Origin of the sequence: Enterococcus sp. FDAARGOS_375 (assembly GCF_002393265.1) — a bacterium.
GTDB lineage: Bacteria > Bacillota > Bacilli > Lactobacillales > Enterococcaceae > Enterococcus_D > Enterococcus_D innesii.
Genome location: NZ_CP023515.1, coordinates 1346002 through 1363146, shown reverse-complemented (window position 1 = coordinate 1363146; position 17145 = coordinate 1346002). Strand labels below are relative to the sequence as shown.

The 17145-nt window shown below is 44.4% G+C and carries 9 protein-coding genes; 8 read left to right on the top strand and 1 reads right to left on the bottom strand.

From position 1 onward, the window contains the following. Window positions 1-25: 25 nt before the first annotated feature. The 7 genes from rpoC to CO692_RS07535 all read left to right on the top strand — a co-directional run bounded on the left by rpoC (window position 26) and on the right by CO692_RS07535 (window position 9136). A complete protein-coding gene (rpoC, locus tag CO692_RS07565; protein ID WP_096741965.1) occupies window positions 26-3676 on the top strand; it encodes a DNA-directed RNA polymerase subunit beta' in 3651 nt (1216 codons plus the stop codon). 243 nt (window positions 3677-3919) lie between these two features. Continuing rightward, window positions 3920-5386: a BglG family transcription antiterminator gene (locus CO692_RS07560; RefSeq protein ID WP_096741964.1), complete on the top strand. Its 1467-nt coding sequence runs from the start codon at window positions 3920-3922 to the stop codon at window positions 5384-5386. A 2-nt stretch (window positions 5387-5388) separates the two neighbouring features. Then, complete coding sequence (locus CO692_RS07555) at window positions 5389-5886, top strand: PTS sugar transporter subunit IIA (protein ID WP_005230355.1); 498 nt, start codon at window positions 5389-5391, stop codon at window positions 5884-5886. Between the two features lie 16 nt (window positions 5887-5902). Then, window positions 5903-6217, top strand: coding sequence for a PTS fructose transporter subunit IIB (locus tag CO692_RS07550; RefSeq protein ID WP_005230357.1), 315 nt, complete (start codon window positions 5903-5905; stop codon window positions 6215-6217). 46 nt (window positions 6218-6263) lie between these two features. Beyond that, window positions 6264-7343 (top strand): PTS fructose transporter subunit IIC, encoded by a 1080-nt coding sequence (locus tag CO692_RS07545; protein ID WP_096741963.1) that lies wholly within the window; start codon window positions 6264-6266, stop codon window positions 7341-7343. Between the two features lie 17 nt (window positions 7344-7360). Then, complete coding sequence (locus CO692_RS07540) at window positions 7361-8215, top strand: class II fructose-bisphosphate aldolase (protein ID WP_010748880.1); 855 nt, start codon at window positions 7361-7363, stop codon at window positions 8213-8215. 21 nt (window positions 8216-8236) lie between these two features. Next, window positions 8237-9136: a ketose-bisphosphate aldolase gene (locus CO692_RS07535; protein ID WP_096741962.1), complete on the top strand. Its 900-nt coding sequence runs from the start codon at window positions 8237-8239 to the stop codon at window positions 9134-9136. Window positions 9137-9205: 69 nt separating this feature from the next. Here CO692_RS07535 and CO692_RS07530 read toward each other — a convergent pair whose 3' ends face one another. After that, window positions 9206-10621, bottom strand: coding sequence for a helix-turn-helix domain-containing protein (locus CO692_RS07530; RefSeq protein ID WP_096741961.1), 1416 nt, complete (start codon window positions 10619-10621; stop codon window positions 9206-9208). Between the two features lie 298 nt (window positions 10622-10919). On the opposite strand from CO692_RS07530, the gene CO692_RS07525 reads away from it, so the two are divergent. Beyond that, the gene (locus tag CO692_RS07525) at window positions 10920-17114 is read left to right on the top strand and encodes a Spy0128 family protein (protein WP_096741960.1); all 6195 of its coding nucleotides are present in this window, start codon (window positions 10920-10922) and stop codon (window positions 17112-17114) included. Window positions 17115-17145 lie beyond the last annotated feature (31 nt).

Below are 17145 nucleotides of genomic sequence, written 5' to 3'. Positions count from 1 at the left end.
TGAAATGAAATGGAGGGAACCTTTTTTGATCGATGTAAATAAATTCGAAAGTATGCAAATCGGTTTGGCTTCTCCTGAAAAAATCAGAAGCTGGTCTTATGGTGAAGTAAAAAAACCAGAAACCATTAACTACCGTACGTTAAAACCTGAACGCGAAGGGTTGTTTGACGAGCGTATTTTCGGTCCAACCAAAGACTGGGAATGTGCTTGCGGCAAATACAAACGGATCCGCTATAAAGGCATCGTTTGTGACCGTTGCGGCGTGGAAGTAACACGTTCAAAAGTGCGTCGTGAACGCATGGGACACATTGAACTAGCAGCACCAGTATCACACATTTGGTACTTCAAAGGCATTCCTTCACGGATGGGTCTTGTTTTAGACATGAGCCCACGTGCATTGGAAGAAATCATCTACTTTGCTTCTTACGTAGTGATTGAACCAGGAAACACCAGCCTTGAGAAAAAACAACTATTGACTGAACGGGAATACCGTGAAAAACGTGACCAATACGGTCAAGAATTTTCAGCAGCGATGGGTGCCGAAGCCATTAAACAATTATTAGATGGCGTTGATCTTGAAGGCGAAGTTGCTGAATTGAAAGAAGAATTGAAAAACGCAACTGGTCAAAAACGGACGCGTGCGATCCGCCGTTTGGATATCTTAGAAGCATTCCGTGCTTCAGGAAACAAACCAAGCTGGATGGTCATGGATGTTATCCCAGTTATCCCGCCTGATTTGCGCCCAATGGTGCAATTAGAAGGTGGACGTTTTGCCACAAGTGACTTGAACGACTTGTATCGTCGTGTAATCAACCGTAACAACCGTTTGAAACGCTTGTTAGACTTGAATGCACCAAACATCATCGTTCAAAATGAAAAACGGATGCTGCAAGAAGCAGTTGATGCCTTGATCGATAACGGTCGTCGCGGCCGTCCAGTCGCAGGGCCAGGGAACCGCCCATTGAAATCTCTTTCTCACATGTTGAAAGGGAAACAAGGTCGTTTCCGTCAAAACTTGCTAGGAAAACGGGTCGACTACTCAGGTCGTTCAGTTATCGTCGTTGGTCCATTCCTTAAAATGTATCAATGTGGTCTGCCAAAAGAAATGGCGATCGAATTGTTCAAACCATTCGTGATGCGGGAGCTTGTTTCTCGTGAAATCGCGTCAAACATCAAAAATGCCAAACGCAAAATCGAACGTCAAGAAGACGAAGTTTGGGATGTTTTAGAAGATGTCATCAAAGAACATCCAGTGCTATTGAACCGGGCACCTACGCTTCACAGATTAGGTATCCAAGCATTTGAACCAGTCTTAGTTGAAGGCCGTGCCATTCGTTTGCACCCACTTGTTTGTGAAGCCTACAATGCCGATTTCGATGGAGACCAAATGGCCGTTCACGTACCATTGAACGAAGAAGCGCAAGCAGAAGCACGTATGCTGATGTTAGCAGCCCAAAACATTTTGAATCCAAAAGACGGAAAACCAGTTGTAACACCATCTCAGGATATGGTCCTAGGGAACTACTACTTGACGATGGAAGAAGAAGGCCGTGAAGGGGAAGGCATGATCTTCCGTGACATGGACGAAGCAGTTACGGCATGGCGCAATGGCTACGTGCATTTACACACACGGATCGCCATCAATCCAAACACTTTAGGGGACAAACCATTCACGTCTGAACAAAAACAACGTTTGATGGTAACAACGGTAGGTAAAGTGATCTTCAACTCGATCATGCCGCCAGAATTCCCATTCTTGAACGAACCGACTGACTACAACTTGACGGTTCAAACACCAGACAAGTACTTTATTGAAGCTGGTACAGATGTGCCTGCTTTCATCAAAGAACAAGAGCTTGTGGGCCCATTCAAGAAGAAAAACTTAGGAAACATCATTTCAGAAGTCTTCAAACGTTTCCGCATCACTGAAACGTCACGCATGCTTGACCGCATGAAAGACTTAGGATACAGCCATTCAACAATGGCAGGTATCACCGTTGGTATCGCTGATATCATGAACTTGCACGAAAAACATGACATCATCGACAATGCCCACAAACAAGTAGAAACGATCACGAAACAATTCCGTCGTGGTTTGATTACCGATGACGAGCGTTATGAACGAGTTATTGGTGTTTGGAATGCAGCCAAAGATGAAATTCAGTTAAAACTGATGGAATCATTGGAAGCGAAAAACCCAATCTTCATGATGTCTGATTCCGGTGCCCGTGGTAACATCTCCAACTTTACTCAGCTTGCTGGGATGCGTGGATTGATGGCCGCGCCTAACGGACGAATCATGGAATTGCCGATCATCTCAAACTTCCGTGAAGGTCTATCTGTCTTGGAAATGTTTATCTCGACCCATGGTGCCCGTAAAGGGATGACCGATACCGCCTTGAAAACAGCCGATTCCGGTTACTTGACACGTCGTTTAGTTGACGTTGCCCAAGATGTCATCATCCGTGAAGACGATTGTGGTACTGACCGTGGTTTAGACATTCAAGCAATTCGCGAAGGAAACGAAATCATCGAATCCTTAGAAGAACGTTTGATTGGACGTTACACACGTAAATCAGTGATCCATCCTGAAACTGGCGAAGTCCTTCTAGGGGTCAATGAATTGATCACTGAAGATTTAGCTAAAGCCATCGTGGACGCTGGCATCGAAACAGTATCCATTCGCTCTGTCTTTACATGTAACACCAAACATGGTGTATGTAAACATTGTTATGGCCGCAACTTAGCCACTGGTTCTGAAGTTGAAGTTGGGGAAGCAGTCGGTACCATCGCTGCCCAATCAATCGGTGAACCTGGTACTCAGTTGACCATGCGTACCTTCCATACCGGCGGGGTTGCCGGAGACGATATCACGCAAGGTCTCCCTCGTGTCCAAGAAATCTTTGAAGCCCGTAATCCGAAAGGACAAGCGGTCATTACCGAAGTTACCGGAGAAGTCATCGATATCTCAGAAGACCCTTCAACTCGGACCAAAGAAGTGACCATCAAAGGGGAAACCGATACGCGTACGTATACCGTTCCTTATACTGCCCGGATGAAAGTAGCAGAAGGCGACTTTATCCATCGTGGTGCACCATTGACGGAAGGATCGATCGATCCAAAACAACTGTTACAAGTTCGCGATGTCTTGTCTGTTGAAAACTACCTATTACGGGAAGTTCAACGCGTTTACCGTATGCAAGGGGTAGAAATCGGCGACAAACATATCGAAGTAATGGTTCGTCAAATGCTGCGTAAAGTCCGCGTCATGGATCCAGGTGATTCAGGCATCTTGCCAGGAACATTGTTGGATATCGCCGACTTTAAAGACCGCAACTACGACACATTGGTATCCGGCGGCGTTCCTGCAACTAGCCGTCCAGTCCTATTAGGGATCACGAAAGCATCCTTGGAAACCAACAGCTTCTTGTCTGCTGCGTCCTTCCAAGAAACCACTCGTGTGTTGACCGATGCAGCGATCCGCGGCAAGAAAGATCCACTTCTTGGATTGAAAGAAAATGTTATCATCGGTAAGATCATCCCAGCTGGTACTGGTATGCCTCGTTACCGTGAAATGGAACCAAAAGAAGTAACAGTTGCCAGCGAAAATGTCTACAGCATCTCAGACATCGAAGCACAAATGGCTGCTGAAGACGCATTGAACAGCCAAAACTAATCAATGCCCAGCACCTGATTGACTCAGTGTGACGGAAAAGCTTGTCATTCTTCGGAATGGCAAGCTTTTTTGTTTAGAAAAAGGAAATGTCACGAAAAAGAATGCGCCCTTCTTCTATCCTAGAAAAAGGGCATGTGGGACGATTAATGAAAGCGTTATTTTTGAAATGTCCAAATCAGTGGACATCGATTAAGAAATACTCGAGCCAAAGAGGGCTATAGTAAAGATACGGAGGGAGACAGTATGAAGCTGAGCAAGAGAGAAACACGTTTGATTGAGCAGTTTATGACACAAGGAATGAATTTGACCGCTAATGAACTAGCCGAAGCTGCTAAGGTTTCAACAAAAACCATTTATCGGACGATCAAACGGATTAATGAGGCTGCTGGTTCAGAAATCATTCGGTCTGAAATCGGCAAAGGATTTTGTTTGGATTATGAAGCGTATCTCAAAGGGACGATTGAAAATCAAGAAACAGATCAAAATGATGAGCCGCTTGAACGGCGTCATGCGATTGCACTGCATTTATTGTTTAAATCACCGAAGCGTTTAATGATCAAAGAGCTGTTCGCCCCTTACTATTTGAGTGAAGCAGTGATAAGTAGTGATATCAATCGTCTTTCGGAATATTTTCAGTACTTTGAACTCCAGTTGATCCGATCCGATAAGAGAATTTCAGTGATTGGTACCGAAAAAAATATCCGTCGCTGTGTCAATGATCTCTTTACGAAGACCCATGTGTGGAATGAAGAAATGGTTACGCAAAAATATCCCATCAATGCCTTTGATATCAACTTTATTACCTCAATTCTTGAATTTATTGAGCGAAAACTCGCGAACAGTATTGCGTATCCTTACAATATGAATATTTTCTCGCATCTGTATATTCTGATTTTACGAATGAGAGAAGGAGAAATTGACCGCGAAGAATTTATTGAGGGCTTAGATGAGGAAGAACAGCATTTGATTGAACAGCACCAAGAGTTTTATCAAATTGCCCAACAAGTGATTGAAAAAATCAATGCCTATCTCGTGACGGTGCTGCCAGAAAGTGAGGTATTTTATCTCTACCAGTATTTAGTGTCTTCCAGAGTGGAAAACAAACCCTTGGCAATGACCAATCTGACAAAAGAAGCCAGCGAAATCACGGAGTTTTTTACTAAGCAGATGGAAAAAGCACTGGGTATTCAATTGAACCAGCAAACAGACAAGACCGATCTACTTTGCCATATTCAGCCGATGCTCTATCGGCTAAAGAATAAAATTATCGTGAAAAATGGCCTGTTAAGTGACATCCAACTGGAGTACCCAAGGATTTTTGAGCAAGTGGCACAAGTCAGCAAGGAAGTGGAGCAAACCTATGGAACGAATCCCATATCGGAAGACGAGATTGGTTTCTTGGTGCTGTATTTTGTGAAATTTAAAGTCATTCGTCGGCGCAGACAGCGAGTCTTAATCATGTGCAGCAGTGGTGTAGGGACTTCTGAGCTGCTGAAAGTCAAAGTCCAACGGGCATTTCCTGAACTGGATATCGTGGATGTGCTTTCCGCTCGTATGTACCGAAAGCATGCGCAAGACTACCAGAATATCGATTTGATCTTAACCACCATTAATTTGCCAGTAGAAACGCAGGTGCCGACGATTTTAGTCAATTCGGTATTTACCAAACAGGATGAAAAGCGAGTCAAACAACTATTAGGAGAGATGTAAAGATGAAAAACGAAAGCCAAACGATCCAAACGTTCAGCATCGCAGATGTAATCAATCCCAATCTTATCAAGATGGAAATGGAAGCGAATTCAAAAGAAGAAGCGATCACTGAACTGTCTGAACTTTTATACGAAAACCAGATAATTACCGATTTAGCAGGGTTCACCCAAGATGTCTTTGCCCGAGAAACGGAAGGAATGACCGGTATCGGACATGGCTTAGCAATCCCACATGGAAAGTCAGACAGTGTGAAAAAGACTTCCTTAGTGATCGGAAAAACCAAGCGTCCGCTTGAATGGGAGTCCATCGATGAAGCGCCCGTTCAAGTAATCATCTTGTTTGCAGTCAAAAATACCGATGCCAATACGATGCATATCAAACTGCTGCAAAAAGTAGCGATGCTACTAGCGGATGAATCGTTTATTGATCGTCTCGTTGCGTCAGGGACAAAGGATCAAATGATGGCCTTGCTTGCTAAAGATCCAATGGCAGAAAACTAAGAAAGGGGGAGAAGAGATGAAAATCGTTGGTGTAGCTGCTTGTACTTCAGGAATCGCTCATACGTATATCGCTAAGCAAAAAATCGAAACAGCTGCGAAAGAACTTGGTCATGAAGTCCATATCGAAACCCAAGGAACCATCGGAACAGAAAGTGAATTGACGGAAGCAGCTATTCAAGCAGCCGATGTTGTCATTATTGCGGCAGATATCAAAATCGGCGGCAGAGACCGTTTTGAAGGCAAGCGAATAGTAGAAATTCCCACTAGTATGGTGATCAAAGCGCCTAAGCGTTTGCTTGAAACGATTGAAGAAAAATTAAATCAGGGATGAATCAACGAATGTTTTAACGACTTAAATTCAAAGGGGGATGAAACAAATGATGAAACAGCTGCAGTTGAAAAAACATGCCTTAACCGCCATCTCGTATATGCTACCTGTCGTTGTAACAGCTGGGCTTTTAATCGCTATCGGAAATCTTGCCAACGGCACGGTCATTGAAAATTACGATGCTGCCTATACGATCCCGGATGCACTGGTCTCGCTGGGGGTTTTAGGGATGGGACTGCTGGCGCCGGTGATTGCTGCCGCGATCGCCTATTCCATTGCCGATCGTCCAGGAATCGCTCCTGGTCTTTTTATGGGACTGATTGCCAATGCGATTGGTGCAGGCTTTTTAGGGGGAATGTTAGGAGGCTATCTCGCAGGTTATCTGGTCTTATTCTTAGTAAAAAACCTTAAAGTACCACGTTGGGCACAAGGTCTGATGCCAATGATGATCGTACCGGTCTTGTCGACACTGATCGTTGGTGCTTTGATGTTCTTCGTCATCGGTGTACCGATCGTGTGGGCTACTGAGGCGTTGACTACCTTCTTAACGAATCTGCAAGGCTCGGGAAATTTCTTATTTGGCGCGATTGTCGGTGGTATGGCTGCCTTTGATTTTGGCGGCCCCGTCAACAAAGTCGCCTCGCTATTTGCTGATGGGCTATTACTGGAAGGCATTCAAGAACCCGAAGCCGTGAAAATTTTAGCCTCAATGGTGCCGCCATTTGGTGTTACGATCTCTTGGGTCCTCTCTCGTCTCTTACGCCGACCCAAATATTCTACGGAAGAAGAAGACAACATCAAGATCGCTTTTCCAATGGGTCTTTGTATGATCACAGAAGGGGTGATCCCGATCGCTGCCGTTGATCCGTTTCGCGTCATTTTTTCTTGTACGGTCGGAGCAGCCGTCGGCGGTGGTCTAAGTATGATTTGGGGTGTCGGTTCACCAGTACCATCCGGTGGGGTCTTCATCATTCCTGCCATGACGGATCCACTGAAATTTACCATTGCGCTACTGATTGGTTCTGCCATCACCGGTGTTTTGCTGTTTGCCTTGAAAAAGGCACCCGTTGAAACGCCGATCGTCGAAGAGGAAGAAGAGGTTGATTTTTCGTCGATTGAAATTTCTTAAGAGAAGGAGCGAAGAAAATGTATGTATCAATGAAAGAGATGCTGCAAAAAGCCAATCGAGAAAACTATGCGGTTATGGCGATCAATTGTTTTAACTTGGAAACCGCTAAAGCTGTAATCGATGCCGCTGCAGAATCACATGCACCCATTATAGTTGACTTGCTCCAAGACCATTTAAAGGCCCATCTGGATTATCGCTACTTAACCCAGCCGATCGTTCGAATGGCGGAAAATGTCAATGTGGAGGTTGCCATCAATCTGGATCATGGACAGGATATTGCCTTTGTCAAACAATGTCTCCACGAAGGGTTCTCAAGCGTTATGATGGATGCCTCTATGCATCCTTTAGAAAAAAATATCGCCATCACCAAAGAGATCGTGCAATTTGCGCAAGCCTATAATGCCAGTGTCGAAGCAGAAGTTGGGGACATGGGAGCAGTGGCTGGGGATCAGTATACTAGCGATGGGATGTATACCGATCCAGAGGAAGCCATCCATTTTATTCGAGCAACCGGGGTCGACTGTCTCGCTCTTTCTTACGGCTCCAGTCATGGGGATTATCCAGCAGGGTACCGCCCGGCATTTCGCTTTGATATCGTTCAAACCATCAAAGAAGCCACTGACCTGCCGCTGGTTTTGCATGGTGGCTCGGGAGCCGGCAGAGAAAATATCTTGCGTTCCGTGGCACTAGGAATCAATAAAATCAATGTAGGGGCTGATTTTATGAAAGCCCAAAGAAATGCCCTGCACCAACAGCTGGATGCTTATCCCGAGAGCGATTATCCGACCCTGATCCACCAAACCATCGAAGCAGGAAAAGCAGTCGTTAAAGAGTATATCGAATTATCTGGATCAAAAAACAAATCACTTTAAAAAAGAATGGAGCACACTTATATGTTGATCAATATGAAACAATTACTGACCGTTGCCAAAGAAAATCAATTTGCTGTTGGTGCCTTTAATGTCGCAGATAGCAACTTCTTACGCGTCGTTATCGAAGCAGCGGAAGAAAACGATGCACCAGCCATCATTGCGGTCCACCCAACAGAATTGGCCTTTACAAAGGATGAATTTTTCCACTATGCGGTTTCCAGAGCGAAAAACAGTTCTGTGCCAATCGTGATCCATATGGATCATGGCGACAGTCTGGCGAGTATTATGCGGGCGATCCATTGCGGGTTCAGCTCAGTGATGATCGATGGATCGTTGCTGCCTTTTGAAGAAAATATTGCTCTGACAAAACAGATTACCGAGATTTGCCATCCGATTGGGGTATCTGTCGAAGGCGAGCTGGGAACGATCGGCAATACGGGAACCTCCGTGGAAGGGGGCGTCTCCGAAGTGATTTATACTCGTCCAGAAGACGCACAAGAATTCATTGAGAAGACAGGCATTGATACACTAGCAGTTGCGATTGGAACTGCCCATGGTATTTATCCGAAAGATATCAAACCGGAATTAAAAATGGATGTCTTACAAGAAATCAAAAATCGTGTCGATATCCCATTGGTGTTGCATGGTGGATCGGCCAATCCCGATGAAGAAATCGCTCAGGCTGTGGCAATCGGTATCCAAAAAGTAAATATCTCCTCTGACTATAAATACGCCTTCTATAAAAAATGCCGCCAAATTTTAGCTGAAACAGAATTGTGGGATCCAAATGTCATTTACCCAGAATGTATTGAGGCAGCAAAAGCAGTGGTTACGCAAAAAATGACCCTCTTCAATGCAATTGGGAAAGCAGCTCTGTATCGCCAGCAAAACGTCCAGCCATGGCGTAGTGAACAAAATTAAACAGTAAATAAACAACAAAAAACACCCTCGGAAAATCGCTAAATTGCGGCTTTTCGAGGGTGTTTTTTGTTATTGCGCATTCTTTTCTTGTAGCTTACGAATCCCTTTTTCCTGAATCTGCTGCGCAATAAAAGCCAAGTCATTTGAAGTCAGATTGATATCCGCATAATGAAACACATTTTTTCTGCTTGAAGGTGTCAGATTGCCGATGATCAGATCATAGGTCTCGTCCAGCATAGTTAGAGAAAAAGAATCGAGGGGATTTAAGATCGTGATCGTTAGCTGATAGGGAATAAACTGTTGAATTTTCGTCTGGATAAATTCCGTATGGTAACTATTCGTATCATAGAACAAGGCTAAGTGAAAGTCAGCATTGGCGTCGATGATTTCTTTGGCAAAATTGGGAAAAGAAGTATGAAAAATATAAATCAGGTAATTGATCGTACTTGGTCGAATGATCGGTAAACTCGAATGGGTCAAAAGCTGAATGATGTCTTGGTTGACTGCTTGCTGAACAAAATCACAATTAGCAACAAAGCGGTCGAAGCGATCATCCAAAATGCAGTAAGGAACCTGCAGATTGATCCCAAGAAAATAGGAAAAGACGACGGCATCCAGCTTTTCTTCAAAATTGCTTTCACGGTAGTTGTATTTTCGAAACAATTGCTTCGTCAAATGATAAAATTCTTGTTTGGTTTTGTGAAAGACAGCGGGGTCTTGCCCAATGTGCGTCGTGACATAGCCAACCATTTTTTCTACATAGGCACGGGTGTAGCCAGTAAATTCACTCAAGTCGATTTTTTCTAAAAAATACTCGATATGATCCGCATTGGTTTCAGAGGCAGCAAAACGGTCACGCTTCGTATTGATATAGATGACAAAAGCGATCTTTTTGATATCGGAAAAATAGAGATTTAAGGGCGTCGCTGCTGCCATAATATGGGCGATTTTCAAAAATTCCTGTTCTTGATTGATGTTGGCGTCGATAAATTCATATTGGTATTTCTCCAAGAAGAAAATCAGAAAAAATTGGCGAATATTCTTTTCATTGCCTTTTAACTGGATAGGTTTGGTTGCGATAAAGAAATCAAAAGGAGCCAGAATCAAGTTGATCCTCTTAATTAAACGAATAATCGATGATTTGCTTAAATTTAATTCCAGCGCCAGCATATCATAACTGGTAAAACTGGAAGAAAACAATAATTCCAGTAATTGAAACGCAGAAGAACGGTTCAAAAAGTGGCTGTAAATATCCAAACGAGTAGCAAAGGGATGTAAGTGCAAGCGAACCGCTGAAAAATCATCAAATTGTAAGTCCAGAAACGAAAATTCATTGTCAATTTCTGCGATATAGGTTTTTGCTGAGGACATGGAGATAGAAAATTTCAGTGCTAAATCGTGAAGACTGGTGCCTTGATCGTCCAATAAATACTCAATCAGCTGTAGTTTCTTTTGTGAAGTGGATGATAACAATTTCCGTAACATATTTTCCTCCAAGCCTCCTTTTGACTAAATAGTATCATGTTTTTACATGTATTCAAAAAAATTACCTGTTGAATTTTTTTTGAATACATCACCACGTGATAATTTGGGAAAATAGAAGTGTGGGATAGTAGTAACACGTTTGATGCAAGTAGCAAAGACCTAAATCGTAGAATCATGGGGAGGGGGAAAAAAGCAGTTGTTTGTTGGGATATCTTGCTCACTGTTGAACAATTTTATTCGTGGAGCACTTCCGAAATCAATTGAATAAAAAAACTTTATACAAAAGGAATGAATAATCATGAAAAAGCCATTTTCTATCTATATATGTTTGCTGGTGTTGCTTGGTTCAATTGTTTGTGAACCAACGATCATATTGGCGGAAGCACTTAACGCAACCGATAGCACGCAACGGACGACAGAAACGCTAGCAAGTAGCGAAGCAGAGAGCGAAACGATCGATTCGGAAAAAGCACCGACGGACTCATCTGGGACAGAGGAAACACAACCTACGACTACTCAATCTACAGAAGCACCAACTACCGTCCCTAGCGAGAGTCAAGAAACCCAAGCATCTTCGACATTGAATCAAAACAGTATTCAACCGCGAGCACCAGATGCTGAGACGGAAACGGAAGCTTCGGCTACCGCGGAGAATCTTAGTGCCAACCTAAATGAACGGGGCGTGCAGCTATTTGATAATGTTCGGATCACTGACTTAAACGATCAACCCTTCACTGCCGAAAATCCACCGATGTATAACGGCAACATCAAAATCCATTTTGACTGGTCGTTAGCAGACACGGAAGAAATTCGCGCAGGCGATTATTATACGTATCAATTGCCAGACTATTTTGCCATTCATAATACCGTTAGCGGCGAATTGACTCGTTCTGGCGGACAATCGATCGGAACCTTTACCTTGGATCATGATGGTACATTGACTGTCACGTTTAATGAGGCCGCACAGACATTATCCAATCGTTCGGGGACCATTGATCTGATCACGGAATTAAGTGTGAGTACTGTTACTGAAGAAGTGACGATTCATACTGGGATCTACGATGAAGATGGTCATGAGATCATCATTACATTGCCGATTTATGAAGTCGATATCATTAAGACTGGTAATGTGACTTCCAGCGGTTCAGTGGTTTGGGAAATTATTTTTAACCAAACCAGTCGTGAATTGCACGATGTGGTGATCACCGATAAGATGCCTCAAGGCTTATCTTATAGTACCTCGACGGGCTATTTGTATGATGAAGCTACCGAAGAGTGGGTTCGTACCGATGGCTTATATACCTTTAACAGCGTCAACAACACGTTTACCTTCAATCAAACCGTCGATCAACCGGTCCGCATCGTCATCAATAGTGCGGTCACTGATCCAACGGCTTCTTCTTTCAAAAACACGGCAACAATCAACGGCAGTGATTTTACCGAGAAAAGCGCAGAAGCAACGGTGACCTATGATGAACAATCAGAATACAAACGGTTTAAAGGGTATGATCAAGAAACGAAACGTGCGTCATGGGAAATTTCCGTCACATTGGACAAAGACCAAGCCAAAGTTTTGGATCAGACCTATTCAGGAACGGATCCTGAAAAAGCCCTGCACTTTTTTGTGCCAGAGACTTTGGTGATCACAGACAAAGATGGTAACTCGATTCCAGCAGAAGATTGGTCCTTTGATGGGACGTACCAGCTGGACAAAGAGGGGGAAATCGTACGCTTTGGTATCACGTTTGCCCAAGCTGGTTACTACAAGATTCAATACGATACCCAGCTGTATGAATCGGTTTTAGCCGATACCCGTATTTACAACTACGCTTCGGTCCGCGACAATCAAAATACCTCGTTGACGGGCAGTGGGATCGTGACGCCAACCAAAACGATCGGTGTCGTGAAAACAGCTGGCACCAAAGATTATGAGACGAAGACTGTCGCATGGAAGATTGATGCCAATACGAATCAGCAAACAGTTAGCGACCTGATCATCGAAGACCGCTATCAATTGATCTCTGGGGCAAACAGCAGCGCACTGGCCTTATTGGCGGATACGCTGGTAGTGACGGCGAGCGGCGTGACCGAGCCTTTGGTTCTTGATACCGACTATACGCTGGAGCTGATCAAAGAAACGAAAACACTGACGGACGGCACAACGAAGGAACTTGAGACGGGTTTTCGCATCAAGCTGCAAGGGGCGTACCAAACGACTTCGGCAACGATCACTGTCAACTTCAAAACCAGCTTTGATATCGTGCAACAGGGTACGTTACCGGGCAGCTCTACCGGACGTTTTAATAATGCAGCGTTTGTCCATTATAAAGACGAAGCTGGCAATACGTTCACGGAAGCTTCTGAAACCAATACATGGATGGACACCAGTTGGTTAAAAAATGCCTTGAAATACGGCCTATTTATTGGTGAAGGCGAAGATGTCGCCACCGCGATTAAAACCGTATTTAATCGAGACCTAGGAACTATTTTTGATGAGCAGACAGCTTCAAGCGATCAAGTCTATTGGATGGGGCTATTCAATACGTACAAAGAAAAAATCAATAAAGATGCAACCATCACGGACCAGCTGCAAGAAGGCCAAACCTTGAAGGACTTGGCGCTTTACACGGTCACAGTAACTGGGTATACGACGCAAGTCAGAGCACTGAAAGAACAATTGGTGGAGAACGAGGATTACATCTACACCTATGATCCTGATACGAAGAAAGTTACGATCACCTTGCTGAAAGAAACGTCTGAAACACTGGCGGTCTTCTTGGCAACCGAAGCAGCTGAAGAGGTATTTACCTACAAAAATACCATCACATTGACGGACAATGACACAACCTTGACTGCCGATGGCCAAGTCGACAAGTCCGCGAAAACGGACTGGTTGATGAAAAACGGCAGCCAGAATGCCGAGAACAATCGGTTGCTCGATTGGGAAATCATGATCAACGCTGACAGTCGCAAAATCCACAATGCGGTAGTCACCGATACCATCAACTACAATCAGCACACCTTTTTACGCGATGCCGACGATAACGTGATCGTAGATGTGTATGAAGCGGTCTTAAACAATGGCACTTGGGAAAAAGGGGAAAAAGTCACCTTCATCAACGAAGACAATCCGAAAATCACCTCGGATGTGGTCGCAGGGACGCAATCGTTAGTGATCGCTTTTGAAGAAATGATTGATAAACCGTACTTTATCGTTTATCAAACACAGCTTGATCCCGGGATTTTGAACAATGAACGGGTGGCCAATAGTGTCAATTTGACGGGTAGTGAGATCGAAATTCACACAGTGACCAAAGAAGTTACCATCAAGTCGACAGACGGTAGCGGAACCTCTTCTGGGACAAACGGCTCCTTGACGATCGTGAAATACGATGCCGATGGCACGAAAGAACGAGGGATCGATGAAGAAGCAGTTTTCCAATTAAGCCGCAAAAATGCGCAAAACACCTATGAAGTCATCTTGTCGAATCTGGTGGTGAAAAACAATCAGATCATGGAAAACGGCAACGCCATTGATCGGATCGACAATCTGCGCTACGGCGATTACATGATCCAAGAAATCACCGCACCAGAAGGATACGAACGAGATGCGACTCAGTACACCTTCACTATTTCTGATGAGCAAGTCAATTATGTTTTTGAACTAGCCAATAAGCGAGAAATCAAAGAAACAACCCTTGCCTTGAATGTTCAGAAGCTGCTTGATGGACGCGAGTTGAAAGACGGCGAATTTACTTTCTACCTGGTGGATGAAGCTGGCTCTGTGATTTTAACGCAAACCAATGACGGTAACGGTCAAGTTACCTTTGACGCCATCACTTACAACGAGCCTGGCGAGTACCACTATACGATTCGGGAAAAAGCCGGCAACGATCCAACCATCACCTATACAGACAAAGAACTAAAGGTAACTGTGACCGTCACTGAAGAAGACAGCCAGTTAATTGCGAAAGCAGTCTATGAAGGCAATCAAGTCTTCGAAAATGATTATACGCCAAAAGCCGGTAGTGTCGTTTTGAATGCTGAGAAAGTACTGATTGGTCGTGATTTGAAAGCAGAAGAATTTGACTTCGAATTAGTCAATGAAGCAGAAACTGTACTTCAAACAAAAGCCAATGATGCCACGGGCAAGATCTACTTTGACGCTATTCCTTACGATAAAGCAGGTGAATACCGCTACACCATCCGTGAGAAAGCAGGAACTGACGGTACCATCACCTACGATGCAAAAGAACTTGCGGTAGTTGTGACCGTCACGGATGAAGACGGGCAGTTGACTGCAGTAGCGGAATATGAAGGCAATCAAGTCTTCGAAAACAGCTATCAACCAAAAGCTGGTAGTGTCGTACTAAGTGCCGAGAAAGTCTTAACTGGTCGTACCTTACAAGCAAATGAATTCGATTTTGAACTAGTCGATGAAGCAGGCAACGTACTTCAGACAAAAGCCAATGATGCCACGGGCAAGATCTACTTTGACGCGCTCCCTTACGAGGAAACAGGTGAGTATCACTACACCATTCGTGAGAAAGCAGGAACTGACGGCACCATCACTTACGATGCAAAAGAACTTGCGGTAGTTGTGACCGTCACCGATGAAGACGGACAGCTCACGGCAGTTACCGAATACGAAGGCAATCAAGTCTTTGAAAATGACTATACGCCAAAAGCTGGCGGTGTGGTCTTGAATATAGAGAAAGTGTTGACGGGTCGCTCGTTAGAAGCCAACGAGTTTGCCTTTGAACTAGTCGATGAAGCAGGCGATGTAGTACAGACGAAAAGCAATGACGCAATTGGTCAAATCTATTTCGATGAATTGACGTATGACGAAATCGTCGAATACCGCTATACGATTCGGGAAAAAGCTGGTGCAGATAGTACCGTTACCTATGATACGAAAGAAATTGGCGTTGTTGTGAGAGTCACCGATGAAGACGGGCAACTGGTGGCAACAGCAACGTATGAGGGCAATCAAGTCTTTGAAAACGACTATACGCCACAAGCAGGCAGTGTCGTACTAAGTGCCGAGAAAGTCTTGATAGGTCGTACCTTACAAGCAGAAGAATTTGCCTTTGAACTAGTGGATGTAGAAGGGAACGTTCTTCAAACAAAAGCCAACGACGCCACGGGCAAGATCTACTTTGATGCTCTTGCATATGACGAAGCGGGCGAATACCGCTATACTATCCGTGAACAAGCTGGCAACAATAGTACGATCACGTATGATGCAAAAGAACTTGCAGTAGTTGTGACTGTGACGGATGAAGGTGGACAGCTCACGGCAGTTGCCGAATACGAAGGCAAACAAGTCTTTGAAAACAGCTATCAACCACAGGCTGGCAGTGTCGTGCTAAGTGCCGAGAAAGTCTTAACTGGTCGCACGTTACAGGCAAATGAATTTGATTTTGAACTAGTCGATGAAGCAGGCAATGTGCTTCAGACAAAAGCCAATGATGCCACGGGCAAGATCTACTTTGACGCGCTCCCTTACGAGGAAACAGGTGAGTACCACTATACCATCCGTGAGAAAGCAGGAATCGATGGCACAATTACGTACGATAGGAAAGAACTGGCGGTAGTTGTCACTGTAACGGATGAAGACGGACAGCTCACGGCAGTTGCCGAATACGAAGGCAATCAAGTCTTTGAAAACAGCTATCAACCACAAGCAGGCAGTGTCGTACTAATTGCCGAGAAAGTCTTAACCGGCCGTACCTTACAAGCAAACGAATTCGATTTTGAACTAGTCGATGAAGACGGAACTGTTCTGCAAACAAAAGCCAACGACGCCACTGGCAAGATCTACTTCGATGCTCTTGCATATGACAAAGCAGGTGAGTATCACTACACCATTCGTGAGAAAACAGGAACTGACGGTACCATCACTTACGATACAAAAGAGCTTGCAGTAGTTGTGACCGTCACTGATGAAGACGGACAGTTGACCGCAGTTGCCGAATACGAAGGCGATCAAGTCTTTGAAAACAGCTACCAACCACAAGCTGGTAGTGTCGTACTAAGTGTGAAGAAAGTCTTGACGGGTAGAGACTTGCAGGCCAACGAATTCGCATTTGAATTAGTGGATGAAGCTGGAAAGGTTCTGCAAACCCAACGCAATGACGCAAATGGAACGATTACCTTTGATGCATTGACGTATGACGATGCTGGGGAACACCGTTACACGATTCGTGAAAAAGCTGGCAACGACGCCACGATCATCTATGATGAAACCACCTATCAAGTAACGGTCACCGTCAAAGATCAAGCAGGAAAATTAGTAGCTGAAGCGGAGCAAACGGCAGACATGGTATTCAACAATCGTGTCAAAAAAGGCAAAACAACGAAGCCGGGAACTGACAACTTACCGAAAACCAATGACACCACGACCGCTGGTTGGGTCGTCTTGGGACTGTTGTTAGTAGTGATCGCAGTAGGCATCTACCTTGATCGCAAAAAACGGGCGCCGTTATCATAGGCAGGAGAAGCAACAGAGCAGAAAGAGAAAG